This is a genomic window from Erythrobacter sp. 3-20A1M, from assembly GCF_018636735.1.
GTDB lineage: Bacteria > Pseudomonadota > Alphaproteobacteria > Sphingomonadales > Sphingomonadaceae > Alteriqipengyuania.
Genome location: NZ_CP045200.1, coordinates 1394730 through 1418600, shown reverse-complemented (window position 1 = coordinate 1418600; position 23871 = coordinate 1394730). Strand labels below are relative to the sequence as shown.

22 protein-coding genes, 1 tRNA gene and 1 pseudogene are annotated in these 23871 nt (G+C 66.3%); 16 read left to right on the top strand and 8 right to left on the bottom strand.

All coding sequences use genetic code 11. From position 1 onward, the window contains the following. The first annotated feature begins 4 nt into the window (after positions 1 to 4). Positions 5 to 331: a GNAT family N-acetyltransferase gene (locus F7D01_RS07005; protein WP_215229463.1), complete on the top strand. Its 327-nt coding sequence runs from the start codon at positions 5 to 7 to the stop codon at positions 329 to 331. 3 nt (positions 332 to 334) lie between these two features. Here the strand turns inward: F7D01_RS07005 and F7D01_RS07000 are convergent, their stop codons facing one another. The 3 genes from F7D01_RS07000 to F7D01_RS06990 all read right to left on the bottom strand — a co-directional run bounded on the left by F7D01_RS07000 (position 335) and on the right by F7D01_RS06990 (position 2519). Next, a complete protein-coding gene (locus F7D01_RS07000) occupies positions 335 to 1909 on the bottom strand; it encodes a PH domain-containing protein (RefSeq protein ID WP_251567146.1) in 1575 nt (524 codons plus the stop codon). Further along, positions 1906 to 2403, bottom strand: coding sequence for a PH domain-containing protein (locus F7D01_RS06995; RefSeq protein ID WP_215229462.1), 498 nt, complete (start codon positions 2401 to 2403; stop codon positions 1906 to 1908). Before F7D01_RS06995 ends, F7D01_RS07000 begins: the two co-directional genes overlap by 4 nt. 41 nt (positions 2404 to 2444) lie before the next feature. Then, positions 2445 to 2519: transfer RNA gene (locus tag F7D01_RS06990), tRNA-Thr, on the bottom strand. Positions 2520 to 2613: 94 nt separating this feature from the next. Between F7D01_RS06990 and F7D01_RS06985 the strand changes: the two genes are divergently transcribed. The 10 genes and pseudogenes from F7D01_RS06985 to F7D01_RS06940 all read left to right on the top strand — a co-directional run bounded on the left by F7D01_RS06985 (position 2614) and on the right by F7D01_RS06940 (position 11124). Further along, positions 2614 to 2769 (top strand): hypothetical protein, encoded by a 156-nt coding sequence (locus tag F7D01_RS06985; RefSeq protein WP_215229461.1) that lies wholly within the window; start codon positions 2614 to 2616, stop codon positions 2767 to 2769. Between the two features lie 38 nt (positions 2770 to 2807). Continuing rightward, a complete protein-coding gene (gpmA, locus tag F7D01_RS06980) occupies positions 2808 to 3494 on the top strand; it encodes a 2,3-diphosphoglycerate-dependent phosphoglycerate mutase (protein WP_215229460.1) in 687 nt (228 codons plus the stop codon). A gap of 4 nt (positions 3495 to 3498) precedes the next feature. After that, positions 3499 to 3996 (top strand): 5-(carboxyamino)imidazole ribonucleotide mutase, encoded by a 498-nt coding sequence (gene purE / locus F7D01_RS06975; protein WP_256443730.1) that lies wholly within the window; start codon positions 3499 to 3501, stop codon positions 3994 to 3996. A 3-nt stretch (positions 3997 to 3999) separates the two neighbouring features. Further along, a complete protein-coding gene (locus F7D01_RS06970; protein WP_215229459.1) occupies positions 4000 to 5055 on the top strand; it encodes a 5-(carboxyamino)imidazole ribonucleotide synthase in 1056 nt (351 codons plus the stop codon). Continuing rightward, entirely contained in the window at positions 5052 to 5534 is a 483-nt protein-coding gene (locus tag F7D01_RS06965) for a dihydrofolate reductase (RefSeq protein WP_215229458.1), read from the top strand. Before F7D01_RS06970 ends, F7D01_RS06965 begins: the two co-directional genes overlap by 4 nt. Continuing rightward, positions 5534 to 6460: a bifunctional riboflavin kinase/FAD synthetase gene (locus F7D01_RS06960; protein WP_215229457.1), complete on the top strand. Its 927-nt coding sequence runs from the start codon at positions 5534 to 5536 to the stop codon at positions 6458 to 6460. Before F7D01_RS06965 ends, F7D01_RS06960 begins: the two co-directional genes overlap by 1 nt. 82 nt (positions 6461 to 6542) lie before the next feature. Then, complete coding sequence (locus F7D01_RS06955; protein WP_215229456.1) at positions 6543 to 7277, top strand: EcsC family protein; 735 nt, start codon at positions 6543 to 6545, stop codon at positions 7275 to 7277. A gap of 73 nt (positions 7278 to 7350) precedes the next feature. Continuing rightward, positions 7351 to 10187, top strand: a pseudogene (gene ileS, locus F7D01_RS06950) (isoleucine--tRNA ligase). Positions 10188 to 10192: 5 nt separating this feature from the next. Next, a complete protein-coding gene (gene lspA, locus F7D01_RS06945) occupies positions 10193 to 10708 on the top strand; it encodes a signal peptidase II (RefSeq protein WP_371819716.1) in 516 nt (171 codons plus the stop codon). Positions 10709 to 10713: 5 nt separating this feature from the next. Further along, the gene (locus F7D01_RS06940) at positions 10714 to 11124 is read left to right on the top strand and encodes a DUF3035 domain-containing protein (RefSeq protein ID WP_215229454.1); all 411 of its coding nucleotides are present in this window, start codon (positions 10714 to 10716) and stop codon (positions 11122 to 11124) included. Positions 11125 to 11336: 212 nt separating this feature from the next. Here the strand turns inward: F7D01_RS06940 and F7D01_RS06935 are convergent, their stop codons facing one another. After that, positions 11337 to 12632, bottom strand: a complete 1296-nt coding sequence (locus F7D01_RS06935; RefSeq protein ID WP_215229453.1) for a hemolysin family protein — start codon at positions 12630 to 12632, stop codon at positions 11337 to 11339. A 172-nt stretch (positions 12633 to 12804) separates the two neighbouring features. Between F7D01_RS06935 and F7D01_RS06930 the strand changes: the two genes are divergently transcribed. Then, the gene (locus tag F7D01_RS06930) at positions 12805 to 13497 is read left to right on the top strand and encodes an OmpA family protein (protein WP_215229452.1); all 693 of its coding nucleotides are present in this window, start codon (positions 12805 to 12807) and stop codon (positions 13495 to 13497) included. Between the two features lie 90 nt (positions 13498 to 13587). On the opposite strand, the gene F7D01_RS06925 is transcribed toward F7D01_RS06930, so the two are convergent. Beyond that, positions 13588 to 14379, bottom strand: coding sequence for a 3'(2'),5'-bisphosphate nucleotidase CysQ (locus F7D01_RS06925; RefSeq protein WP_215229451.1), 792 nt, complete (start codon positions 14377 to 14379; stop codon positions 13588 to 13590). Between the two features lie 113 nt (positions 14380 to 14492). Between F7D01_RS06925 and sucC the strand changes: the two genes are divergently transcribed. Then, positions 14493 to 15692, top strand: coding sequence for an ADP-forming succinate--CoA ligase subunit beta (gene sucC, locus F7D01_RS06920; protein WP_215229450.1), 1200 nt, complete (start codon positions 14493 to 14495; stop codon positions 15690 to 15692). Positions 15693 to 15708: 16 nt separating this feature from the next. On the opposite strand, the gene F7D01_RS06915 is transcribed toward sucC, so the two are convergent. Continuing rightward, positions 15709 to 16215, bottom strand: a complete 507-nt coding sequence (locus tag F7D01_RS06915; protein WP_215229449.1) for a DUF6265 family protein — start codon at positions 16213 to 16215, stop codon at positions 15709 to 15711. Between the two features lie 184 nt (positions 16216 to 16399). Here F7D01_RS06915 and F7D01_RS06910 point away from each other — a divergent pair, with 184 nt between their 5' ends. From F7D01_RS06910 to F7D01_RS06900, 3 genes are all read left to right on the top strand, one after another. Then, positions 16400 to 17146 (top strand): electron transfer flavoprotein subunit beta/FixA family protein, encoded by a 747-nt coding sequence (locus F7D01_RS06910; RefSeq protein WP_215229448.1) that lies wholly within the window; start codon positions 16400 to 16402, stop codon positions 17144 to 17146. Between the two features lie 122 nt (positions 17147 to 17268). Further along, entirely contained in the window at positions 17269 to 18201 is a 933-nt protein-coding gene (locus tag F7D01_RS06905; RefSeq protein ID WP_215229447.1) for an electron transfer flavoprotein subunit alpha/FixB family protein, read from the top strand. A 62-nt stretch (positions 18202 to 18263) separates the two neighbouring features. Next, positions 18264 to 19175, top strand: a complete 912-nt coding sequence (locus F7D01_RS06900; protein ID WP_215229446.1) for an energy transducer TonB — start codon at positions 18264 to 18266, stop codon at positions 19173 to 19175. 15 nt (positions 19176 to 19190) lie between these two features. Here F7D01_RS06900 and F7D01_RS06895 read toward each other — a convergent pair whose 3' ends face one another. Next, the gene (locus F7D01_RS06895; RefSeq protein ID WP_215229445.1) at positions 19191 to 20399 is read right to left on the bottom strand and encodes a DUF445 domain-containing protein; all 1209 of its coding nucleotides are present in this window, start codon (positions 20397 to 20399) and stop codon (positions 19191 to 19193) included. A 59-nt stretch (positions 20400 to 20458) separates the two neighbouring features. Further along, complete coding sequence (locus F7D01_RS06890; RefSeq protein ID WP_215229444.1) at positions 20459 to 23869, bottom strand: efflux RND transporter permease subunit; 3411 nt, start codon at positions 23867 to 23869, stop codon at positions 20459 to 20461. Positions 23870 to 23871 lie beyond the last annotated feature (2 nt).

The following is a 23871-nucleotide window of genomic DNA, read 5'->3' as shown; positions in this document are numbered from 1 at the left end:
GACCATGGCCGAAGAACGAGCGGAAGTTTCCATCACCCATCACGCGGTGGGCCAGGGCGGCAAATATGTCGCCGACGTCGCGGGCGGCGACACCAGCGGCTATCTGGAATGGGAACCGAAAGGTAGCGGCAAGACCGGGGGCGACGACGATGTCCGCATTGCCACCCATACCGTCGTGCCGCCTGCTATCGGCGGCCGCGGGGTCGCCGCGCAGCTGGTCGATCGCTTCGTCTCCGATGCCCGCGAGCAGGGCTTCAAGATCGTGCCGCGCTGTTCCTATGTCGAGGCGCAGTTCCAGCGCCATCCGGACTGGAGCGATCTGCGCGCCTGACAGCTAGAGCAGTTCGGAAAAGTCGGTCCCGGCAATGCTGGAAAGGATCGCGCCTCGCATTCGATACGCCTCTGCCACCGGCACGCCGTGGAGGTCGAACTTACCCCCAGCCAGCCCCAGCGCGAGCGTGGCATAGCCATAGCGGCGCGCCAGCGGCCCCTGCGCGATCTCGACCGATTGCTGCTTGATCCGGCTGCCGACCAGCAACTTGGGTGCGAGCCAGCCGGTGCGGCGATACACTTGCCGATGATCGAGCGCATGACGATGGTGACGCCACAGCATGTAGCGGCGCACCATCAAAAAGCCCCACAGCGCTACGGGTGCCAGCAGGAGAGCCCATCCCCCCACGATCGCGCCTCCATCGCCAGCGAGAGCGATGCCGAGCGCCGTGCCGATAGTGACCGGGATAAAGAGAAGGCTTTCCACCAGCGCCCTCACCGCATGGTAGGCGGTGCTGCTGCGGTGCCATTCGGTCGAGGCGTCCGGACTGGCGAACTGCGCGGCGCGGACGATCGGCTCCAGCTCTTCGTCCTTCGCGAACGGCGCGACCGAATGGTTTCCCTTACCCGAATCCTGCGCCAGGCTGATGAAGGAGAGCCCGCCCCACCCGAACCGGCGGCGGATGATGCCGGTGGTGAAGGACAGCGCCTGAACGCGGTGGACCGGCATGACCAGATCGGTCCGGGTCAACAACCCGCGCCGTCGGCGGAACCCGCGCGGTGTCTTGTCGAGCCGAAAATCCCATTCGCGCAAGGCCGTGCGGACCAGCCCGGTGACGAGACCGATCGCGGCGAGGCTGACGATCGCACCGATGGCTGCGATGACCTGCCAGGCCAGGCCGATATGGAGCAGCCGCTCCCCCGGGCCTGTGAGCAGCCGCTGCCACGTGTCGACATCCCAGATGTCGAAGGAAATGAACTGGTCGAATTGTTGCGCCGCACCGGCAGCGGCCGCGACGACGGTCAGCGAAAATTCGAACAGTCCAAAGGTGAAGATGCGGCGCGGGCCCATGGCGAAGAGGGTTTGGGCGTTGGCGTTGGCGTCGCCTGACGATTCGGCGGTGGCTGGCGCAAGCGCGTCCTCAGTCTCGGCAGACGCAAGTTCCCCTTCGCGCCTCTCGCGCACCAGTTCGCGCAGGGCCTCGCCCTCGCTGGCGGGCAGATAGGCCAGCGCGAGCTCGTCCTTGCCGCCGGCGCCGGTCTCGAACTTTACCTGTACGAGGTCGAATATGCGCGCGACCAGCCCCTGTTCGAGGCTGACATCCTGAATCCGCTCGTAAGGCACCGAGCGCGCGGCGCGAGATAGCACCCCGCTCTCGACACGAATGTCCGCCTCGCCGACGCGATAGGTGAAGCGCCGCCACTGGAGGAAGGCAACGAGCACGCTGATGGCTATTCCGCCCAGCGCGAACAGAGCGAGGACCGCGAGGCCCCATGCTTTCCCGCCCTGCGCGATACCATAGAAACCCGCGAGGATCGGCAGCACCATGCGCGGCACGGCCGACAGCGTGCTGACGATGAAGCTCTTGGGATCGGTCCGCCGCGGCTCGGACCGGTCGATGTCCGAAACCGCGTTCACAGCGTCTCGCGCTTGATATGGGCGCGAATCTCCTCGCGCATGGCCAGCGCGTCCTCGTGCAGCAGGCCGGGCAGCGCGACCGAAGCGTTATGCGTGCCGGCGGTGTGCAGCGTCAGCGTGGCGAGCCCGTAATAGCGTTCCAGCGGGCCGCGATCGACGTCGATATGCTGGACCCTGCCGAAGGGTACGACGGTGTCGGAGCGGAACAGCAAGCCGCGCACCACGCGCAGGCGGTCCGTGCCCATCGCGAACCCGCGGGCGAGGAAGCGGCGATGCGGCATGTACCAGGCAAAGAACGCGGCGATCAGGATCGCGAGCGGGCCGGCGATCAATCCGATCGTGCCGCCTGCTATCATCGCTATAATCGCGCCTATGACGATGGGAACCGCGAGGATGAGGAGTTGCGCGCGGACCAGCTTCTCGTGGTTGGGATGGACGTGGGCCAGCGCCTCTTCGTCCACCTGTTCGATCGCGCTGTCGTCTGTCCCGCCCATGGGTGTGTTATGCCGATAACACGCGCCGTATTCAAGGAGAATGGTGCTGCTGGAGAGAATTGAACTCTCGGCCTCTCCCTTACCAAGGGAGTGCTCTACCTCTGAGCTACAGCAGCACTGGTCGGGGCAGGCGCGCGCTTTGTCCAAGCGCCCCGCCAATGTCAAGCCAAGCTTGAGCCGATGCGCGCTTCGCGGCATGGGTGAGGCGAAATGAGCAAGCCCGCATCCGATACCCCGACCCGCGAGGAACGACTGGCCGCGAAGCTGCGCGAGAACTTGCGGCGACGCAAGGCGCAGAGCCGTGCGGGCGATTCGGGTGAGCCCCAGGGCAGCGCGACGCTTCCCAAACCCGGCCCCGACCGCTAGGCCGCCCCCTCGCACACCGCCGACAGGAGCGACATCCGATGCCCACGCTGATCCTCGTTCGCCATGGACAGAGCGAATGGAACCTCGCCAACCGCTTCACCGGATGGTGGGACGTCGACCTGACCGACAAGGGGGTGGACGAGGCGCGCGCCGTCGGGCGCCTGCTGGCGGAAAAGGATGTGCAGCCCACCCTCGCCTTCACCTCGCTCCAGACGCGCGCGATTCGCACGCTGCATCTGGCGCTGGAGGAATGCGGGCGGTTGTGGATCCCGGAAACGAAGGACTGGCACCTCAACGAGCGGCACTATGGCGGGCTGACCGGCCTCAACAAGGACGAGATGCGCGAGAAGCACGGCGAGGAGCAGGTGCATGTCTGGCGCCGCAGCTTCGACACCCCGCCGCCCGAGATGGACGCGGGAAGCGATTACGATCTCGCCGCCGATCCGCGCTATGCCGGGATCGACGTGCCGCGCACGGAAAGCCTGAAACTGACGATCGAACGCGTGCTGCCCTATTGGGAGAGCGCCATCCTGCCGCAACTCGCCGCCGGGGAGACGGTGCTGATTTCCGCCCACGGCAACTCGCTGCGCGCGCTGGTGAAGCATCTGTCGAACATCGCCGACGACGAGATCACCGGGCTCGAAATCCCGACCGGCCAGCCGATCGTCTACGAGTTCGACGAGAACATGAAGCCGGGCGAGCGGCGCTATCTGAAGGACGCGTAAGACCGTGCCCGGGGATGCGAACGGCGCGCCTAGGGTCGCCATCGTGATGGGGAGCCAGTCGGACTGGCCGACCATGGAACATGCGGCGAAGGTGCTGGACGAGCTGGACGTGCCGCACGAGGCGCGGATCGTTTCCGCCCACCGCACGCCCGATCGCATGGCCGATTTCGCCAAGGGGGCCGAAGGCGAGGGTTTCAAAGTGATCGTCGCGGGCGCGGGCGGCGCGGCGCACCTGCCGGGCATGATCGCCGCGATGACGCACCTGCCGGTGCTGGGCGTTCCGGTGCAATCGAAGGCGCTGTCGGGCATGGATAGCCTGCTGTCGATCGTGCAGATGCCCGCGGGCGTGCCGACCGGTACGCTGGCGATCGGCGAAGCCGGCGCGACCAATGCCGGGCTGCTGGCCGCGGCGATCCTCGCAACATCCGACCCCGCGCTGACCGAGCGGCTGAAGGCGTGGCGCGCCGCGCGCAGCGAGGCGGTGGCGGAGCGTCCCGAGTAGGCCATGATCGAACCGGGCGGCACGATCGGGATCATGGGCGGCGGGCAGCTCGGCCGGATGATGGCCGTAGCGGCGGGTCAGATGGGGTACGCCTGCATCGGCTACGCGCCCGAAGGCGACAATGTCAGCGGCGGTGCCTGCGCCGATTTCGTCACCGCCGACTGGCACGACGAACAGGCGCTGGCCGATTTCGCCGCGCGCTGCGACGTCGTGACCTGGGAATTCGAGAACGTGCCGGTCGCCCCGCTCGGCCCGATCGAGGCAAAGCTCGCCCCGCATCCGCGCGCGCTGAAAATCGCGCAGGACCGGTTGTTCGAAAAGCAGTTCGTCGAGAAGCTCGGTGGGCGACCGGCGCAATACGCGCAGGTCGACCAGAAGGCGGATTTGTCCGCCGCGATGGCCCGGGTGGGCACGCCCGGCATCCTGAAGACCCGGCGCGACGGCTATGACGGCAAGGGCCAGTGGCGTATCGACGAGCGGGAGGCGGGCGACGCGCTCGAAATCGAAGGCAGCCCGCTGATTTACGAGGGGTTCGTCGATTTCGAAGTCGAGTTCTCGGTGATTCTCGCGCGCGGGCACCTGGGTGAGGTCGTGTTCTGGGACAGCCCGGCCAATACCCATGTCGACGGCATCCTCGCGACCTCCAGCCTGCCCGCGGGCGATGCGATCGCCGCACAGATGGGCGAAGCGCGCGCGCTGGCCCGCCGGGTGGCCGACCGACTGGAATATGTCGGCGTGCTGACGCTGGAATTCTTCGCCACCGCCGATGGCCCGGTGTTCAACGAGATGGCCCCGCGCGTCCATAATTCGGGCCACTGGACGATCGAGGGCGCGGCGACGAGCCAGTTCGAGAACCACATCCGCGCGATCTGCGGCCTGCCGCTGGGCGATACCCGTACGCTGACCCCGCGCGTGACCATGACCAACATCATCGGCGAGGCGGCGCATGGCGCGGCGCAATGGCTGGCCGATCCCGCGACGCACCTGCACCTCTACGGCAAGGCGGAAGCGCGAGAGGGGCGCAAGATGGGCCACGCGACCCGGCTGGGCTGGGAATGACGCAAACCCTCGCGCTGATCTATGCGCGCGCCGACAACGGCGTGATCGGGCGCGATGGCGGCCTCCCCTGGCATATCCCGGCGGACCTGAAGCATTTCAAGGCGCTGACCATGGGCGCGCCGATGGTGATGGGTCGCAAGACCTTCGACAGCTTCCCCGCCCCGCTGCCGGGCCGCCGCCATATCGTGCTGACGCGCGATACCGGCTGGTCGGCCGATGGAGCGGAAGTCGCGCACGATCCCGCACAGGCGCTGGAGATGGCGGGTGACGGCACCGTGTGGATCATCGGCGGCGCGCAAATCTTCGCCCGGTTCCGCGACCGCGCGAGCCGGGTCGAGCTGACCGAAGTGCATGCCGCGCCCGAAGGCGACACCACCGTCCCGCCTCTCGGCGACGACTGGCGGGAAATGGCGCGCGAGGATCATCCGGCGGATGGCGACCGTCCCGCCTTCTCCTTCGTCACGCTGGTGCGGCGCTGATGCGCTGGCTCGATCACCGCGCGCCCGTGCCAGAGGCGCTGAAGGGCGCGATCATCGCGCTCGGCAATTTCGACGGCTTCCACGCCGGGCACCAGGCGGTGGCGGGCGAGGCGATCCGCTGGGCGCGGGCCGAGGAGCGCCCGGCGATGATCGCCACCTTCGATCCGCATCCGGTCCGCTTCTTCCGGCCCGACGTGCCACCCTTCCGCCTGACCACGCTGGAGCAGCGGCGCGAACTCTATCTCGCCGCCGGGGCGAGCGCGATGCTGGTGCTGCATTTCGGGGCCGAGATGGCGGCGATGACGCCCCGCCAGTTCGTCGACGACCTGCTACACGGTCATCTGGGCGCGGGCGGGATCGTGACCGGCGAGGATTTCACCTTCGGCAAGGGGCGCGCGGGCAATCGCGAGATCCTGGCCGAGCTGGCTGCCGCCCACGGCATGCAGACCCGCGCGGTCGGCGCGGTGGAGGAAGGCGGAGCGACGATCTCCTCCAGCCGCATCCGCGAGGCGCTGCGCCAGGGCGATTGCGAGACCGCCACCCGCCTGCTGACCCGCCCCTTCGCGATTCGCGGCATCGTGGAACATGGCGACAAGCGCGGGCGGACCATCGGCTATCCGACGGCCAATCTCGGCCTCGAAAGCTATCTGCGCCCGCAATACGGCATCTATGCCGTCACCGCGCGGGTGCTGGCGACCGGCGAGCGGCTGAAGGGCGCGGCCAATCTGGGCATCCGCCCGCAGTTCGAACCGCCCAAGGAGCTGCTCGAACCCTATTTCTTCGACTTTTCCGGCGATCTCTACGGGCAGGAGATCGAGGTCGAACTGCGCCACTTCATCCGGCCCGAGGCGAAGTTCGATACGCTGGACGCGCTGACCGAGCAGATGGAGCGCGATTGCGAGGAGGCGCGCCGCCTGCTCGCCTGACAAGATCGCCCTGCGGGCGGAACGCACCGCGCACACGGAACGTTCGCTGTTCGAATCAGATGGATAGAACAGGAACCCGCCGATGAGTGACCGCACCCGGATCGAACGCGATCAGCGCACCTACCGCAACAGCCGCCCGTCGATGCTGGGCCGCGGGATCGAGCGGCTGACCAACCCCTTCGCCAAAGCGATCGCCAGCGTCGTGCCCGACTGGCTGATGGAACGCGTCGTGCGCGGTATCGACAGCGCCGCGAGCGCGCCCGAACTGACGCGGTTCGATCACGATTCCGGCGACATCACCGCGTGCAAGCAGGCGGCGAAGAAGGTCGAGGCGCGCGCCAAGGCGATCAACGGTGCATCCGGCGTCGCGGCGGGTTTCGGCGGCGCGCTGACCGCCGGGGCAGACATTCCCGCGACCATCGCGGTGGCGGTGCGCACCATCCGCGACACGGGCCGCGCCTACGGCTTCGCCGGGGTGGGGACCGCCGAACAGCTGTTTCGCATGCAGATTCTGGAACTGAGCGCGCTCAACGATCCCGACCAGCGCCAGCGCGCGATCGCCGGGATCGAGGCGGCGATCGGGCCGGATGGCGAGCTGGTGGAGGCGGACCCCGACCGCCACGGCGCGCTGGTCGACCAGGCGGTGGAGCGCGTGTCGCGCGCGATCGCCTTCGCTTCGTTCCGCAAGCGGGCGGGCATGGTGATGCCGGTGGTGGGCTCGGCCGTGGGCGGTATCGTAAACGCCTCCTTCCAGGGCGACGTCGCGGCGGCGGCGCGCTTCGCCTTCCAGGAACGGCGGCTGCGCCGGATGGACTGATCCGCCGCTCGTGCGTGGTACCCGCCACGCCGCGCTTTCCACGCCTCCCCCTTTGGGTTAAGCGCCGCGCGCGATGAGCGAGACTGCGAAAAAAGATTATCGGGACACCGTCTTCCTGCCGAAGACCGATTTTCCCATGAAGGCCGGCCTGCCGCAGAAGGAGCCGGCCATCCTTGCCCGCTGGCAGGAGGAGCGGCTGTACGACCGCCTGCGCGAAGAGCGCGCGGGGGCAGAGAAGTTCATCCTCCACGACGGCCCGCCGTATGCGAACGGCGACATGCATATCGGCCATGCGCTCAACCACATCCTGAAGGATATGGTGGTGCGCACGCAGAGCGCGCTGGGCAAGGATGCGCCCTACGTGCCCGGCTGGGACTGCCACGGCCTCCCGATCGAATGGAAGGTGGAGGAGCAGTACCGCAAGAAGAAGCTGAACAAGGACGAGGTGCCCGCGGCCGAATTCCGCGCCGAATGCCGCGCCTACGCCCAACACTGGGTCGATGTGCAGCGCGAACAGCTGAAACGGCTGGGCACGATGGGCGACTGGGACCATCCCTACCTGACGATGGACTACGCCTCCGAAGCGACCATCGTCGCCGAGCTGATGAAGGTCGCCGAAGCGGGCAACCTCTACCGCGGCGCGAAGCCGGTCATGTGGTCGCCCGTGGAGAAGACCGCGCTGGCCGAGGCCGAGGTCGAATACGAGGACATCACCTCGACCCAGATCGACGTGGCGTTCGAGATCGTCGAATCGCCGATCGAAGAGCTGGTCGGCGCGCATGCGGTGATCTGGACCACGACGCCGTGGACGATCCCGGTGAACCAGGCTTTGGCTTACGGGCCGGAGGTTGAGTATGCGCTTCTTGAAGTTCAGGTGGATGCGAGTGACCAGTCCCCCCAAGAGGGCCGCCTTCGGCAAAAATTTCTGATTGCCAAACCGCTGATCGAAGCATTCGAGAAGCGCTCTTCGCTGCAATTCGCGCTCCCTGTCGGGGAGCGGATGACACTCAAAGGCTCCGACCTCGCCGGGACAAAGGTGCGCCACCCGATGCACCATCTCGGCGGGTTCTATGCCAAGCCGCGGCCGATGCTGGCGGGCGATTTCGTCACCACCGACAGCGGCACCGGGCTCGTCCACATGGCGCCAGACCATGGCGAGGACGATTTCGCGCTGTGCAAGACGGTGGGGATCGAGCCGGTCTTCGCGGTGATGGACGACGGGCGCTATCGCGACGACTGGCCGTGGCTGGGCGGTGCGGACGAGCGCCGCCGCGCGGTCATCAACCCCAATTTCAACGCGCCCGACGGGCCGATCTGTTCGGACCTGCGCGAAGCTGGTGCGCTGCTTTCCGCCAGCCAGGACTACCAGCACTCCTACCCGCATTCGTGGCGATCGAAGGCCAAGGTCATCTATCGCTGCACCCCGCAATGGTTCGTGCCGATGGACCGCGACCTGGGCCAGGATAGCGGCACGCTGCGCGAAACCGCCCTCGCCGAGATCGAGCGGGTGCGCTTCGTGCCCGAGCGCGGGCGGCGGCGGATCGCATCGATGGTCGAGGGGCGGCCCGACTGGGTGCTTTCCCGCCAGCGCGCCTGGGGCGTGCCGATCACACTGTTCGTGCGGCCCGATGGTTCGTATCTGCAGGACGCCGAAGTCAACGCGCGCGTCGTCGCCGCGGTGCGGGAGGAAGGCGTCGATGCCTGGCGCGCCGAACGCAAGGCGGAATTCCTGGGCGACGAGCACGAACCGGACGAATTCGAGATGGTCACCGACATTCTCGACGTGTGGTTCGATTCGGGCTGCACCCATGTCTTCACGCTCGAATCGGGGCGCTGGCCCGCCTTGCGGTGGCCCGCCGACCTGTATCTCGAGGGGTCGGACCAGCATCGCGGCTGGTTCCAGTCGAGCTTGCTCGAAAGCTGCCTCACCCGCGGCCGCGCCCCCTACGACCAGGTGCTGACCCACGGTTTCACCATGGCCGCCGATGGGCGCAAGATGTCCAAATCGCTCGGCAACACGGTCGATCCGGGCAAGGTGATGGAGCAGTTCGGTGCCGACATCATCCGGCTGTGGGCGCTTAGCGTCGACTATACCGAAGATCACCGCATCGGCGACGAAATCCTGAAGGGCGTGGCCGACCAGTATCGCCGGTTGCGCAACACCTTCCGCTACCTCCTCGGCGCGCTCGACGGGTTCGAGTGGGAGCGCGAGGGCGTGGAGGATCACGCCGCCATGCCGGAGCTGGAGCGGTATGTGCTCCACCTCCTGGGCGAGCTCGACACGCGCCTGCGCGCCGCGATCGCATCGTACGATTTCGACGACTACGTGCGCGCGCTGGTCGATTTCTGCAACGAGGACCTCAGCGCCTTCTTCTTCGACGTGCGCAAGGACCGGCTCTATTGCGACGATCCGGCCGACCCCGCCCGCCGCGCCTATCGCACCGTGCTCGACACGCTGTTCCAGTCGCTGGTCCGCTATGCCGCGCCGGTGCTGGTCTTCACCGCAGAGGAGGTGTGGCAGACCCGCTTCCCGGACGAGAGCAGCATTCACCTGCACCAGTGGCGTCCGCTACCCGATGGCTGGCGCGACCCGGCGCTGGCGGAACGCTTCGCCGGGCTGCGCGACTTGCGCGAACGGGTGACCGAGGCGATCGAGCCGCTGCGGCGCGACAAGACGATCCGATCCGCCTGGAGGCCGAGGTATCCGTGCCCGCCGCCGCCGTGCCGGAGGGCTTTTCGGACGCCGATCTGGCCGAGCTGTTCATCACCGCGTCAGTGACCCGCGGCGATGGCGACGCGGTGACCGTCTCGCGCACCGATGAAGACAAATGCGGCCGCTGCTGGCGTCTGCTGCCCTCCGTTCCGGAAGACGGCGCGCTGTGCGATCGCTGCGAAGCGGTGCTGGCGTGAGCCCGCTGCGCGCGCGCCTCGCCGGTATCGGCATCGCCGCTCTCGTATGCGCGGTCGACCAGTGGCTGAAGGTCTTCGTCACCCGCACGCTGGGGATCGACAAGGTCGGCGAGCATATCGACGTGCTGCCGATCTTCGCCCTGCGCTTCACCCGCAATTACGGCGTGTCGCTGGGCATGTTCGAGGCCGATAGCGAGGACATGCGCTGGATCCTGGTCGGCGTCACCGCGCTGATCGCGCTGGGGGTGTTCGTGTGGATCATGCGCGAGAAGCTGCTGGGCGACATTTTCGGCCTGGCGCTGATCCTGGGCGGCGCGCTGGGAAACATCTACGACCGCTACAGCTACGGCTACGTGATCGATTACGCCGACCTGCATTTCGGCGCGTTCCGCCCGTTCCTGATTTTCAACGTCGCCGATGCGGCCATCACCATCGGCGTTCTGATTATCCTTGCCCGTTCGTTTCTCATGCGCGAGAAACGGGGCGACAAAGAGCCGGGCGTGCGCCCGGCGGAGAGTTGAGACAGATGCGCAAGACCACCCTATCCCTCCTCGCCGTTTCCGCGATGTCGCTGGCCGGCTGCAGCACCGGCGGGCTGTTCGATCGCAACCGGCCCGACGAGTTCGCGGTGCAGCGGCAGGCCCCGCTGGTGGTGCCGCCCGATTTCAGCCTGGTCCCGCCCAGCCCCGGCGCGCCCCGCCCGGCGGACGACACGGCGAGCCAGCAGGCGCTCGACGCCATCTTCGGCGGTCCGGCGCAGCGTAGCGCGGTCGAATCGAGCGTGATCGGCCGCGCCGGCACAGCCGATCCCGGCATTCGCTCCGAAGTGGGCGATCCGGAAACCAATACGGTGGCGAAGGGTGCGGTGACCCGCGATATCGTCGCCGCCCCCGAAGGCGACGGGCAGTCGGCGCAGACCGTTATCCCGCAAGGGTAAGGTTTTCCTGTCCTGCGCGAGTGCATCCGCACTCGCGTCCTCGGCGCTGTTCCCTTCGCTACGCTACGGGGCACCCGCGGTCGGCCTTGCGGTTCGCTGGTCGGGGATCGATCGAGTGCGATACGGCCATGGCCGGGAAAAGATCGGGTGGCGACGATCCGTGCGCGAGCAAAAACGCAGCCTCGCAGTTCACTCGACCAGCGGCCTCCCTCTTACTCTTCGCTCACCAGCAGCTTGTCGATCTTGCGCCCGTCCATGTCGACCACTTCGAAGCGCCATCCTTGCGTGACGAAATGCTCCCCTTCCACGGGCAGCTTCTTCATGATCGCGAGCGCGAAACCGGCGGCGGTGGCGAAATCCCGGTCCTCGCCGTAATCGAGGCCGAGCCGGTCGGCCAGCGCATCCGCCGACAGCGCGCCCGAGACCAGCAGGGAGCCGTCTTCACGCTCTATCACTTGCGGGATCTCGCCCTGGTCCTGATCGCTGGCGAACTGGCCCACGATCGCGGTGAGGAGGTCGATCGGGGTGACGATCCCGTCGAGATGACCGTATTCGTCATGCACCATCGCCATCGCGATGTCGGCCTGTTGCAGCACGCGCAGCGCATCCATCGCGTCGAGCTGATCGGGAATGACCTCCGCCTTCTTCATCAGCGAGGCCAGATCGACAGGCTGCCCGGCGACCTGCGACGCCAGCACGTCGCGCACCTTGACCACCCCTTGTACCTTGTCAGGTGACCCTTCGGCCACCGGCAGTAGCGAATGCGGGCTTTCCGCCACCATCCGCGCGATCTCTTCCGGCCCGGCGGCCAGGTCGATCCAGTCGAGATCGGTGCGCGGGGTCATCACCTCGCGCACCGGGCGCTCGTGCAGGCGGGCGACGCCGGTCAGGATCGCGCTCTGCTCTTCCTCCAGCACGCCCGACCGCGTCGCCTCCGCGAACAGCATGTGCAGCTCCTCCGCCGTCACCGCCGACTGGCCGCCGGGGCGGATGCCGAACAGGCGGATCAGCGCGCCCGACGAGGTATCGAGGATCCATACCAGCGGCGCGGCGATGCGGGCGAGCCATTTCATCGGCCGCGCCATCACCAGCGCCAGCGGCACGGCGGCGCGCAGGGCCAGCTGCTTGGGCACCAGCTCGCCGATGACCAGGCTGAAATAGGTGGTCAGCACGATGACGAGCACGAAGCCCACCGTCGCCGCGGTTTCCGGATCGAGGCCGAACGTACCCGTCAGCCGCTCACCAACCGGCCCGCCCAGGCTCGCGCCGGAATAGGCACCGGCCACGATCCCGATCAGCGTGATGCCGATCTGCACGGTCGAAAGGAACTTGCCCGGATTGCTCGCCAGATCGAGCGCGATCTGAGCGGTCGCGCTGCCCTTCTCCGCCCGGCTGCGGAGCGTGGGCGTGCGGGCGGATACGATCGCCAGCTCCGACATCGCGAAGACGCCGTTGAGCACGATGAGCCCGGCGATGATGAGAAGGTCTGTCCAGGGGAAGGGTGTCACGATGGCGCCAGCGCTAGCACAAAACGGCGGGCCTGCCAGCCGGTGGCTGCGAGCGCGCAGGAACTAGGCCGCGTCGTCGGCAGTTTGGGGGGCACACGGCGCGGGTGGGCGCACCGTCAACGATTTCGCGGGAGGAAAGAGAATTCCCGCACATTGAGGAAGGATACCCAGCATGAGAAATACCCGCGTACTTGGAACGGCGCTTGCCGCCGTATCGCTCGTCAGCCTTTCGGCCTGCGTCACCGATCCCAACACCGGCGAGCGCAAGGTCTCGCGCACCGCGATCGGCGCGGGCGTGGGCGGTACGCTCGGCTATCTGCTCGGCGGCGTGCTGGGCGGCACCGCGGCGCGCGTCATCGGTGCGGGCATCGGCGGTACCGCGGGCGCGGTGCTCGGCAAGCAGTTCGACGACCAGATCCGCGAGCTTGACGAGGCGACCGCCGGAACCGGCGTCGATGTCGAGGAGATCGGCGACCAGCAGGCGATCCTGGTCCGCCTGCCCGACGGCGTGACCTTCGCGACCGATTCGGCGCGAATCAGCCCGAGCTTTCAGAACACGCTCGATTCGGTCGCGCAGAGCATGATCAAATACCCCAACAGCCTGATCGACGTGTACGGCTTCACCGATACCACCGGCTCCGCCTCCTACAACATGCAGCTGTCGCAGCAGCGCGCGCAGGCGGTCGCCGACTACCTCGCCTCGCGCGGCGTTGCCCGCTCGCGGATCGAGACGCGCGGTTACGGCGAGACCAACCTGCGCGTTCAGACCGGCGACAACGTCAACGAACCGCTCAACCGCCGGGTCGAGATCAAGATCACGCCGATCAGCCAAGACGACGTATCGGCGGCCCGCTCGGGATACTGATCGGAGCTGCCGCATAGGAAAAAGCCATTCGGCTGGCATGGGGGCGGTCCGCGAGGGCCGCCCCTTTTCCTTTTGGAGGTCGATTTACGCTTAGCGCGGCAGGCGGATCGCGAAATCCCGGGCCCGTTCCGCGATATGCGCGACCGCCGCGCCGTGGAGCCGCGGGGCCGTGACCAGCACGCCGAAGCTCCTCGGATCGCGCTTGTTGTAATTGAGCGGCTGGCCGAACGCGTCGCTCACTGCCGCGCCCGCCTCGCGCGCGATCAGCGTCGCGGCACCGATGTCCCATTCGAAGCCCCAGCGCATGGTCGCCACCAGGTCCGCCTCGCCTGCGGCCACCATCGCCACGCGCAGCGCGATGCCGTTGGGCTTGTCCACCGCGACCATCATCCGGTCCGCCTTCGGCAGCGAATCGATCGGCACCCGCGCGCCGTCGAGCGTATCCCGGTCCGAAACCGAAACGGCCGCGCCGTTGCGAGTCGCGCCGCGCCCCGCCACCGCCAGCCATTCCTCGTCTCGGGCCGGGGCGCTCAGCAGGCCCATCAGCGGGCGTCCCTCGCTGATCAGGGCGACCGACACCGCCCAGCCCGTTCGCCCGCGCAGGAAGTCGCGTGTGCCGTCGATCGGATCGACCAGCCAGATCAGGCGGTGGTCGAGCCGCTCCGCCCGGTCGGAGGTCTCCTCCGACAGCCAGCCGGCCGAGGGTAGCAGCGCGCCCAGTTCGCGTTTCAGGAAGGCATCGACCGCTATGTCGGCCTCGCACACGGGGTCGTTCGTGCCCTTGTCCCAGCTCTTCACGGAATGGCCCGCGCCCGGCCATTGGGAATGCGCGATCCGCCCCGCTTCGCGGACGATCGCCTGGAGGCGCTGATGATCGATCATGGGTCCGCCAGCACTTGCGCGCGCCCTGCACACTTTTCAAGCCGCCCTATCCATGCAAAGGCGCGCGGCAAACCCGCTCTTTTCCCTTTTCGAGACCACAGGACGGCTCCCCCATGAACATTCACGAATACCAGGCCAAGGAACTGCTCGCGAAATACGGCATCGGCATTCCGACCGGCTATCCCGCGATGAGCGTGGACGAAGCGGTGGAGGGCGCGAAGAAGCTGCCCGGGCCGCTCTACGTCGTGAAGGCGCAAATCCACGCCGGCGGGCGGGGCAAGGGCACGTTCAAGGAACTGGGCGAAGGTGCGAAGGGCGGCGTACGGCTGGCGAAGTCGATCGACGACGTGAAAGCGGATGCGACCGACATGCTCGGCAATACGCTGGTCACCGTCCAGACCGGGGACGAGGGCAAGCAGGTCAACCGCCTCTACGTCACCGACGGCGTCGACATCGCCAAGGAATACTACCTCTCGTTGCTCGTCGACCGGGCCAGCGGGCAGGTCGCGATGGTGGTATCGACCGAAGGCGGCATGGATATCGAGAGCGTCGCGCACGACACGCCGGAGAAGATCACCACCATCACCATCGATCCTGCGCAGGGCTTCATGCCCCATCATGGCCGCGCGGTGGCCTTCGCGCTGAAGCTGTCGGGCGATCTCAACAAGCAGGCGCAGAAGCTGGCCAAACAGCTCTACACCGCCTTCGTCGACCTCGACTGCGCGATGCTGGAGATCAACCCGCTGGTGGAAACCGAAGACGGCAACCTGCTGGTCCTCGACACCAAGATGAGCTTCGATTCGAATGCGCTCTATCGTCACAAGGATGTCGAAGAGATGCGCGACGAGACGGAGGAGGACGCCTCCGAAGTCGAGGCGAGCGAATACGACCTCGCCTACATCAAGCTCGACGGCAATATCGGCTGCATGGTCAACGGTGCCGGGCTCGCCATGGCGACGATGGACATCATCAAGCTGAACGGCGCGTTCCCGGCCAACTTCCTCGACGTGGGCGGCGGGGCGACGACCGAGAAGGTCACCGCCGCGTTCAAGATCATCCTGAAGGACCCGGCGGTCGAGGGCATCCTCGTCAATATCTTCGGCGGGATCATGAAATGCGACGTCATCGCCAACGGCATCGTCCAGGCGGCGAAGGACGTGAACCTCTCGGTGCCGTTGGTCGTCCGCCTGGAAGGCACGAATGTCGAGCAGGGCAAGGATATCCTGGAGAATTCCGGCCTGCCGATCGTCAGCGCCGACGATCTGGGGGACGCGGCGAAGAAGATCGTCGCCGAAGTGAAGAAGGCCGCCTGACCGGCAGCGCCTGCCGCTAGTCGGCCCTGGAGAAGTGGAAGGCGAGTTCCCCCGCGGGCTCGCCTTCCTCTTCCATCCTGACGAAGACATGCAGGGTGTCGCCCTCGCGGCGATAGGTCATGCCGTCGAAATACGCCGTCGTTCCCTCGACCGCCAGAAGCGGGAAGGATACGCTCTCGCTCTTGTCCTCCCAGCCCTCGAGCTCAGGGCCGAAATGCTTGAGGCGCAGGACCAGACCGTCGCCCTCGCGCATCAGATACATGTGTTCGGTGAACATGACGCCGCCATCAGGGTCCTGCTGGATGAAAGTGCCGACCATCACTCCGCCAGTCGGCGGCAGCCAAGCCTCCTGCGCGGGCAAATCCTCAATGCCCGGCCCGAGCCAGCGCCCCTCCAGCCATGCGAGGTCCGACAGGCTCGCATGCGCGATAACCTGCCCCGGCTCGGCCGATCGGGTTTCTCCGCCCCATGCAGGTTGGGCGAGCGAAAGCAGCGCGGCAACGGCAAACACACGCAGGAACATCGGTCGTTCTCCCCAGAACCGGCGCGATCTTGCTCCAACCCGGCGATACCGTAAAGACGCATGCGCGATGTGGGAACGGCTCGGTCGGTCCACCCGTATTCAGCGCGAAGGCCAACACCCAAGTTGACGTTTACGTAAGCGCAAGTTAGGTCCCGCCTGAAAGTTTCGAGAGGAAGGAGTCCCTATGAAAATCCTCGTCCCCGTCAAACGGGTGATCGATTACAACGTGAAGCCGCGGGTCAAGTCCGATGGCTCGGGCGTCGATCTCGCCAACGTCAAGATGAGCATGAACCCGTTCGACGAGATCGCGGTGGAAGAAGCCATTCGCCTGAAGGAAGCGGGCAAGGCGGAAGAGATCGTCGCCGTGTCGATCGGCCCGGCCAAGGCGCAGGAGACGCTGCGCACCGCGCTCGCCATGGGTGCGGACCGCGCGATCCTGGTCGAGACCGACGAGGAGGTCGAGCCGCTCACCGTCGCGAAGATCCTGAAGAAGATCGCCGAGGAGGAACAGCCCGGCCTGATCATGCTGGGCAAGCAGTCGATTTCGGACGATTCGAACCAGACCGGCCAGATGCTGGCCGCACTGATGGAACGTCCGCAAGGCACCTTCGCCAATACGGTCGAGGTGGATGGCGACAGCGTGACCGTGAAGCGCGAGATCGACGGCGGGCTGGAAACGGTCAAGCTGACCCTGCCCGCGATCGTCACGACCGATCTTCGGCTGAACGAGCCGCGCTATGCCAGCCTGCCCAACATCATGAAGGCGAAGAAGAAGCCGCTCGATACCAAGACGCCCGCCGATTACGGCGTCGATATCGCGGCGCGCCTGACTACCACCAATGTCTCCGAACCGCCGGTCCGCCAGGCGGGCGAGAAGGTGGAAGATGTCGATGCGCTCGTCGCGAAGATCAAGGCGCTCGGCATCGCTTGAACTATTTTCCATCCGCTCGCCCCGAGCTTGTCGAAGGGCCGCTCTTCTTCCGGGGCGTGGCGGAAAGCAGGACAGGGCTCCGACAAGCTCAGCCCGAACGGATTTGAGGTAGGGTTATAATTATGAACACACTCGTTCTGGTCGAACACGACAACACCGCCGTCGCCGATGCGACGCTCTCCACCGTCACCGCTGCCGCGAAGCTCGGCGATGTGACGCTGCTGGTCGCGGGGAAGGATTGCGGCGGGGCCGCCGATGCCGCGGCGAAGATCGCGGGCGTCTCGAAGGTGCTGAAGGCGGACGACGCCGCCTACGAGCACCAGTTGCCCGAGAATGTCGCGCCGCTCGTCGCCAAGCTGATGGATGGCTACGACGCGTTCCTCGCGCCTTCCACCACCACCGGCAAGAATATCGCGCCCCGTGTCGCCGCCCTTCTCGACGTGATGCAGCTGTCCGACATCATCTCGGTCGAAGGCGACAAGACGTTCAAGCGTCCGATCTATGCAGGCAATGCGATCGCGACGGTTGAATCCTCCGATCCCAAGCTGGTCATCACCGTGCGGGGCACCGCGTTCGACAAGGCGGAGGCCGAAGGCGGCTCGGCGGGCGTGGAGGATGTCTCCGGCCCCGGCGATGCGGGGATTTCCAGCTTCGTCAGCCAGGACGTGGCCGAAGGCGGCGATCGCCCCGAACTCACCAGCGCCAGCGTCATCGTGTCGGGCGGGCGCGCGCTGAAGGACGCCGAAACGTTTCAGGAATACATCATGCCGCTGGCCGACAAGCTGGGCGCGGGCGTGGGTGCATCACGCGCGGCGGTCGACGCAGGCTACGTGCCGAACGATTATCAGGTCGGCCAGACCGGCAAGATCGTGGCCCCCGACGTGTATATCGCGATCGGCATTTCGGGCGCGATCCAGCACCTCGCCGGCATGAAGGATTCCAAGACCATCATCGCCATCAACAAGGACGAGGACGCCCCGATCTTCCAGGTCGCTGACATTGGCCTGGTTGGCGATCTCTACAAGATCGTGCCGGAGCTGACCGAGAAGTTGTAGGTGCGGGCCGATAAGACGGGCGCTGGATTGACGGAGAAACACGGTCCCAATAACTTGGGGCGATGAAGAACTGTATCGTTCTCGGACTTGCCGCCCTGGGCCTGGCCACGCAGTCACCCGCTGCGCTGGCGCGCGAGCCCGTCGTGTTGAAGCCGAATTCGCCCTGGCAACTGGACTACGCCGAAAGCGCTTGCCGTCTTACGCGCTCCTTTGGCGAGGCGGACGACCCCGTCGTGCTGGTCATCGCGGAATACGCGCCCGGCGACAGCTTCAGCATGATCGTGGCCGGCAAACCTCTGCGCGCGCTGACGCCTAGGTCAGCGAGCAACGCGGAATTGAGCGTCCGGTTCGATCCCGACGGGCAACCCACGGATACGTTCGTAAATATCGGCACTCTAGGGGATTTCAAACCGGCCCTGATCTTCGGGACGACTCGGCTCGACCCCCTTCCGGAGGGCTTCTTCGATGATGTCGATTACGACACGGACTGGGATTATCAGGATCCCCCCGAAGTTTCCGCCGAGCGGCGGAACGCCGCCAGTCGGCTGGTGCTGGGCAAGGGTAAGGACGATCGCGTCATCCTGGAAACAGGATCGCTTGGAGAAGCATTCGCCGCGATGGATAAGTGTCTCGACTCACTGGTAGAATCGTGGGGCTTCGATCCTGCCATGGTAGCGGCGCAGGAACGACCGGCGGTCCCGCTGGAGAGCCCGGGGCGCTGGATACGACCCGGTGATTACCCGAAAAATGCGCTGGATTCCGGGCAGCAAGGCATGGTCCATTTTCGCCTTATGATCGATGCGACCGGCAAACCGACAGATTGTATCATCCAAGGTGCGACCAAACCGGCGGGTTTCGAAGACGTGACCTGCGATAATCTGCTGAAGCGCGCCCGGTTCAAACCGGCGCTGGCAGCCGACGGAGCGCCGGTGGCATCCTTCTACACGAACACCGTACGGTTCCAGATACCGTGAGGATATGGGCGCGCGCTAGAACGCCCAATCCAGTCCGTGGATCACCACCCCGACCAGCCCACCTACCAGCGTGCCGTTGATCCGGATGAACTGCAGGTCGCGGCCCACGGCTCCCTCTATCCGCGCGGTGACCGTGGTGGCGTCCCAGCGCTTCACGGTCTCGGACACCAGTCGCACGATCTGTTCGCCGTAGCGCGTTGCGACGCCAACGGCGGTACGGCGCGTGAAGCGGTTGATCTGCGTCTGCAGGCGCGCGTCGCCCTGTAGCGCGGTGCCAAGTTCGGCCAGCGCCTTGCGCAGTTCGCCGCCCAGGCCGCCTGCGGGATCGCGAACCCGCGCAATCAGGGAGGCCCGCATCCGCTCCCACACCCCCATCCACCAATCTGCGACGGCGGGGTTCTCCATCAGGTCGAGCTTGGTCTGCTCCACCCGCGCGCGCATCTGGGGATCGTGCTGCAGGTCGTGTGCGAGGCTCTTCAGCCCTTCCTCCACCTTGTTACGCAGTGGATGGTCGGGATCGACAAGCACCTCGGCCAGCAACCGGTAAAGCCCGTCCAGCACCGAGGTCGAGATGCGCGAGTCGAGGCCGGTCCAGCGCAGGACCGCGTTCGCACGGGCGCGGATCATCTCGCGCACCATTTCCTCGTTGTCTTCGAGTGCAAGACCGGCCCAGCGGATCAGCCCATCCAGCAACGGCCGATGTTTGCCATCGGCGATGGCGCTTTCGAGCATCCGGCCCAGCAGGGGCGCGAGTTCGATCTTCGCCAGTTGCGCGGCCAGGCCGGCGCGCACCTGGGTCCCCAGCCGTTCCGGATCGAGCGATTCGAGGATTTCGGCGAACAGCTCCGCCCCGCCAGCGGTGATGCGGGACTGTGTTTCTCCGCCCGGATGAGACAGGAACTCGCCCAGCGCCCCGGCAAGGTTCATTCCCCGCATGCGCCGCGCGACCACGACGGGCGTGAGGAAGTTGCTGCGCAAGAACCCCGCCATGGTGTCCGCGATGCGGTCCTTGTTCTGCGGAATGATCGCGGTGTGTGGGATCGGCAGGCCCAGCGGATGGCGGAACAGCGCGGTTACCGCGAACCAGTCGGCCAACCCGCCCACCATCGCCGCCTCCGCGAAGGCATGGACGAAACCCCAGGCGGGATGGAGGGTGAGGAACCGGCCGGAAAGCACGAACAGCCCCGCCATCGCGACCAGCATGGAGGTCGCGACGATCCGCATTCGCCGCGCGCGATCGGGCGGCAAATTGCCCGCTTGTGGGGTCGCTGAGCGCGCTTGCGTCACTCGGCGGGGGCGACGTCGCCCCGGCTCTCACCCGGCGAGCGGTCGTCGCCCGGGCGATAGGTCAGGATATTGTCGCGCAGCCACGGTCCGAGCCGCTTCTCGAACCCGTCGGCGAGGCTGAAGCCTGCCGGGATCAGGACCAGCGTCAGCAGCGTCGAGAGGATCAGACCACCGATCACCACCGTGCCCATCGGCGCGCGCCAGGCGGAATCGCCCGCCAGCGAGATGGCGGTCGGCACCATGCCCGCCGTCATCGCGACCGTCGTCATCACGATCGGCTGCGCGCGCTTGTGCCCGGCGTCAAGAATGGCCGCGCGCTTCGGCACACCGGCATGCATTTCCTCCAGCGCGAAGTCGATCAGCAGGATCGAGTTCTTCGCGACGATCCCCAGCAGCATCAGCATGCCGATATAGACGGGCATCGAAATCGGCTGCCCGATGATCATCAGCGCGATCAGCCCGCCAAGCGGGGCCAGCAACAGCGACGTCATGTTGACGAGCGGAGATACGAAGCGACGATAGAGCAACACGAGCACGCCGAAGACCAGGAAGATGCCGCTGATCACCGCGATGATGAAGCTGTTGATCATCTCCGCCTGCCATTTGTCCTCACCCACGGCATCGTTGCTGACGCCCGCCGGGAGGTTCTGCATGATCGGCAGCTTCTGGATTTCCTCCATGACGGGGCCTTTGACCACGCCTTCGCCCAGATCGGCACCGACGAACACGCGACGCGACTGGTTGTAGCGCTGGATTTGCGTCGGACCCGCGCCGAAGCGGATGTCCGCGACCAGCTTGAGCGGGACCGACCCGCCGGAGCTGGTGCTCACCGGCAGGTTCTCGATCGTGGAGAGGTCGCGGCGCGAGGAGCGCGGCAGCATGACGCGGATCGGCACCTGGCGGTCCTGCAGAGAGAACTTGGCCGCGTTCTGGTCGATCTCGCCCAGGGTGGCGATACGGATCGCGCTGCTGAGCGCCGCGGTGGTCACACCGAGCTGCGCGGCGAGATCCTCGCGCGGGACGATCAGCAGCTCGGGCCGCTGGAGATCGGCCGCGATCCGGGGCGCGACCACCCCCTTGATCGACCGCATCTGCTGAGCCAGCGTCTGCGCGGTTTCGTTCAGTAGCGTTGGATTGCTGCCCGCCAGCATGACGGAAATATCGCGCCCGGTACCGAAGCCGCCGTTTTGCGACGCCACGCTGACCCGCGCGTCGGACACCGCACCAAGACGCGGGCCCATCCGGCGCTCGAACTCGGTGCTGGTGGCATCGCGTTGGTCGGCCGGCACGAGATCAATATAGAGAGTCGCGCTCCCTTCGCGAATGGCCTCGGTCACCAGTTGCACCTCAGGCTGATCCTCGACCAGCTTCTTGACCTGCGCGGTCATTCGCGCGGTCTGATCGATCGTGGTGCCCGGCACCATTTCGATGTTTACCCGGCTGGTGTCCTCGTTGACGGTGGGCTGGAACTGCTGCGGCAGACCGGCCAGCAAGGCACCGGTCAGGATCAGGGCATAGACCCCTATACAGAACGCCCAGAAGCGGTGGTCGCGGCTGCGGGCGCGGAAACGTTCGGAGAAGCTGCGATAGTAACGGCCGAAGCCGCCGAGCAGACCGAGGATGAGCTTGACCAGTTTTCCCAGCAGCACACCCAGAGCGACGGCGATGATCGGTGCGACCAGCGCGACCACCAGCAGCGGCAGGCCCACACCCATGAGCTGTTGCCCGACCAACCAGCCCATCACCACCGTCGCCACGATAAGCGCGATTACGGCAAGTACGACGAACGGATAGTAATACCACCTGCCCTGAACGCGTTCGATGTTCGCGCGCATCGCCTTGCTCTTGCGGTCGTCCAGCGTCCAGGCGAGCACTTTCATGTAGTAATCCATGGCGCGGCCCTCGCCATGTTCCGCATGGCCGTGCGCCTTCAGGAAGTAGGCCGCGATCATCGGGGTGATGAGGCGTGCGACCAACAGGCTGATCAACACCGCCACCACCACGGTAAGTCCGAACGGCTTGAAGAACTCCCCCGGAATGCCCGGCATCATGCCCACGGGCAGGAAGACGGCGACGATGGAGAATGTTGTGGCGACAACGGCGAGGCCGATTTCGTCCGCCGCGTCGATGGATGCCTGATAGGCGCTCTTGCCCATGCGCATGTGCCGCACGATGTTCTCGATTTCCACGATGGCATCGTCGACCAGCACGCCCGCCACCAGGCTGAGCGCGAGCAGGGAGAGGAAGTTCAGGTTGAAGCCCAGCAGGTCCATGAACCAGAAGGTCGGGATCGCCGAGAGCGGAATGGCGATCGCGCTGATCAGCGTCGCGCGCCAGTCGCGCAGGAAGAAGAACACGACCACGATCGCCAGGATCGCGCCCTCGACCAGCGCCGCCATCGAGCTTTCATACTGGCCCTTGGTATAGGGAACCGGGGTGAACAGCTCGGTGAACTTGATGCCGGGGTTCTCCGCCTCGATCTCCTTCATCACCTCCTGCGCGTCGTCGTACACCGACACTTCGGATACGCCCTTTGCGCGGGACATTGAGAACGTCACGACTTCGTTGTCGCCGACGCGGGAAATGCGCGACCGCTCCGAATTGCCATCGGTTACGGTGGCGATATCGGACAGCTTGACCGTCCGGCCGGCGCCGATCGGAATCTGCGCCTGCGACAGTTGATAGGCATCGGCGGCGTTGCCGAGCACGCGCACCGACTGGCGCGAACCCGCGATTTCGGCCTGGCCGCCGGCGGCGTTCACATTGACCTGGCGCAAGACGGCGTTGATGTCGCGCGCGGTCACGCCCAGCGATTGCATGCGCTGTGGATCGAGGATGACGCGGATCTCGCGGTCGACGCCGCCGGCCCGGCTGACCTGCGCCATGCCTTCGACCGAGAGCAGCCGCTTCGAAACCGTGTCGTCGACGAACCAACTCAGCTGTTCCAGCGTCATGTCGTCGGCTTTGACGGCATAGAAGCCGACGGTGCCGCCGCCGTTGATCTCCACCTTGGAGACGCGCGGCTCCAAGATGCCGTCGGGCAAGTCGCCGCGGATCTGGTCGACCGCGTTTTTCACCTCGTTCACTGCATCGTTCACGTCGGTGCCGATGGCGAAATTGACGAAAGTGCTGCTGTTCCCCTCGCTGGCGGTGGACTGGATATCCTCGACGCCATTGATGGAACGGATCGCCGATTCCACGCGCTGCGTGATCTGCGTCTCGATCTCGGTGGGGGCCGCACCCGGCTGGCTGATGCTGACCGTGACCGCTGGGAACTCCACCTCCGGCGTGTTCACGATCGCCAGGCGATTGAACGACACCAGGCCAGCGATCGTCAGGCCGATGAAGAACACGATCGAGATGATCGGGTTGCGTATCGACCACGCGGACATGTTGCGAAAATTCATGG

Coding starts and splice junctions, on each gene's coding strand:
- F7D01_RS07005 (WP_215229463.1), top strand. CDS start 5: ATGGCCGAAGAACGAGCGGAAGTTTCCATCACCCATCACGCGGTGGGC.
- F7D01_RS06995 (WP_215229462.1), bottom strand. CDS start 2,403: ATGGGCGGGACAGACGACAGCGCGATCGAACAGGTGGACGAAGAGGCG.
- F7D01_RS06985 (WP_215229461.1), top strand. CDS start 2,614: ATGAGCAAGCCCGCATCCGATACCCCGACCCGCGAGGAACGACTGGCC.
- gpmA (WP_215229460.1), top strand. CDS start 2,808: ATGCCCACGCTGATCCTCGTTCGCCATGGACAGAGCGAATGGAACCTC.
- F7D01_RS06970 (WP_215229459.1), top strand. CDS start 4,000: ATGATCGAACCGGGCGGCACGATCGGGATCATGGGCGGCGGGCAGCTC.
- F7D01_RS06965 (WP_215229458.1), top strand. CDS start 5,052: ATGACGCAAACCCTCGCGCTGATCTATGCGCGCGCCGACAACGGCGTG.
- F7D01_RS06960 (WP_215229457.1), top strand. CDS start 5,534: ATGCGCTGGCTCGATCACCGCGCGCCCGTGCCAGAGGCGCTGAAGGGC.
- F7D01_RS06955 (WP_215229456.1), top strand. CDS start 6,543: ATGAGTGACCGCACCCGGATCGAACGCGATCAGCGCACCTACCGCAAC.
- F7D01_RS06940 (WP_215229454.1), top strand. CDS start 10,714: ATGCGCAAGACCACCCTATCCCTCCTCGCCGTTTCCGCGATGTCGCTG.
- F7D01_RS06930 (WP_215229452.1), top strand. CDS start 12,805: ATGAGAAATACCCGCGTACTTGGAACGGCGCTTGCCGCCGTATCGCTC.
- F7D01_RS06925 (WP_215229451.1), bottom strand. CDS start 14,379: ATGATCGATCATCAGCGCCTCCAGGCGATCGTCCGCGAAGCGGGGCGG.
- sucC (WP_215229450.1), top strand. CDS start 14,493: ATGAACATTCACGAATACCAGGCCAAGGAACTGCTCGCGAAATACGGC.
- F7D01_RS06915 (WP_215229449.1), bottom strand. CDS start 16,215: ATGTTCCTGCGTGTGTTTGCCGTTGCCGCGCTGCTTTCGCTCGCCCAA.
- F7D01_RS06910 (WP_215229448.1), top strand. CDS start 16,400: ATGAAAATCCTCGTCCCCGTCAAACGGGTGATCGATTACAACGTGAAG.
- F7D01_RS06905 (WP_215229447.1), top strand. CDS start 17,269: ATGAACACACTCGTTCTGGTCGAACACGACAACACCGCCGTCGCCGAT.
- F7D01_RS06900 (WP_215229446.1), top strand. CDS start 18,264: ATGAAGAACTGTATCGTTCTCGGACTTGCCGCCCTGGGCCTGGCCACG.
- F7D01_RS06895 (WP_215229445.1), bottom strand. CDS start 20,399: ATGCGGATCGTCGCGACCTCCATGCTGGTCGCGATGGCGGGGCTGTTC.
- F7D01_RS06890 (WP_215229444.1), bottom strand. CDS start 23,869: ATGAATTTTCGCAACATGTCCGCGTGGTCGATACGCAACCCGATCATC.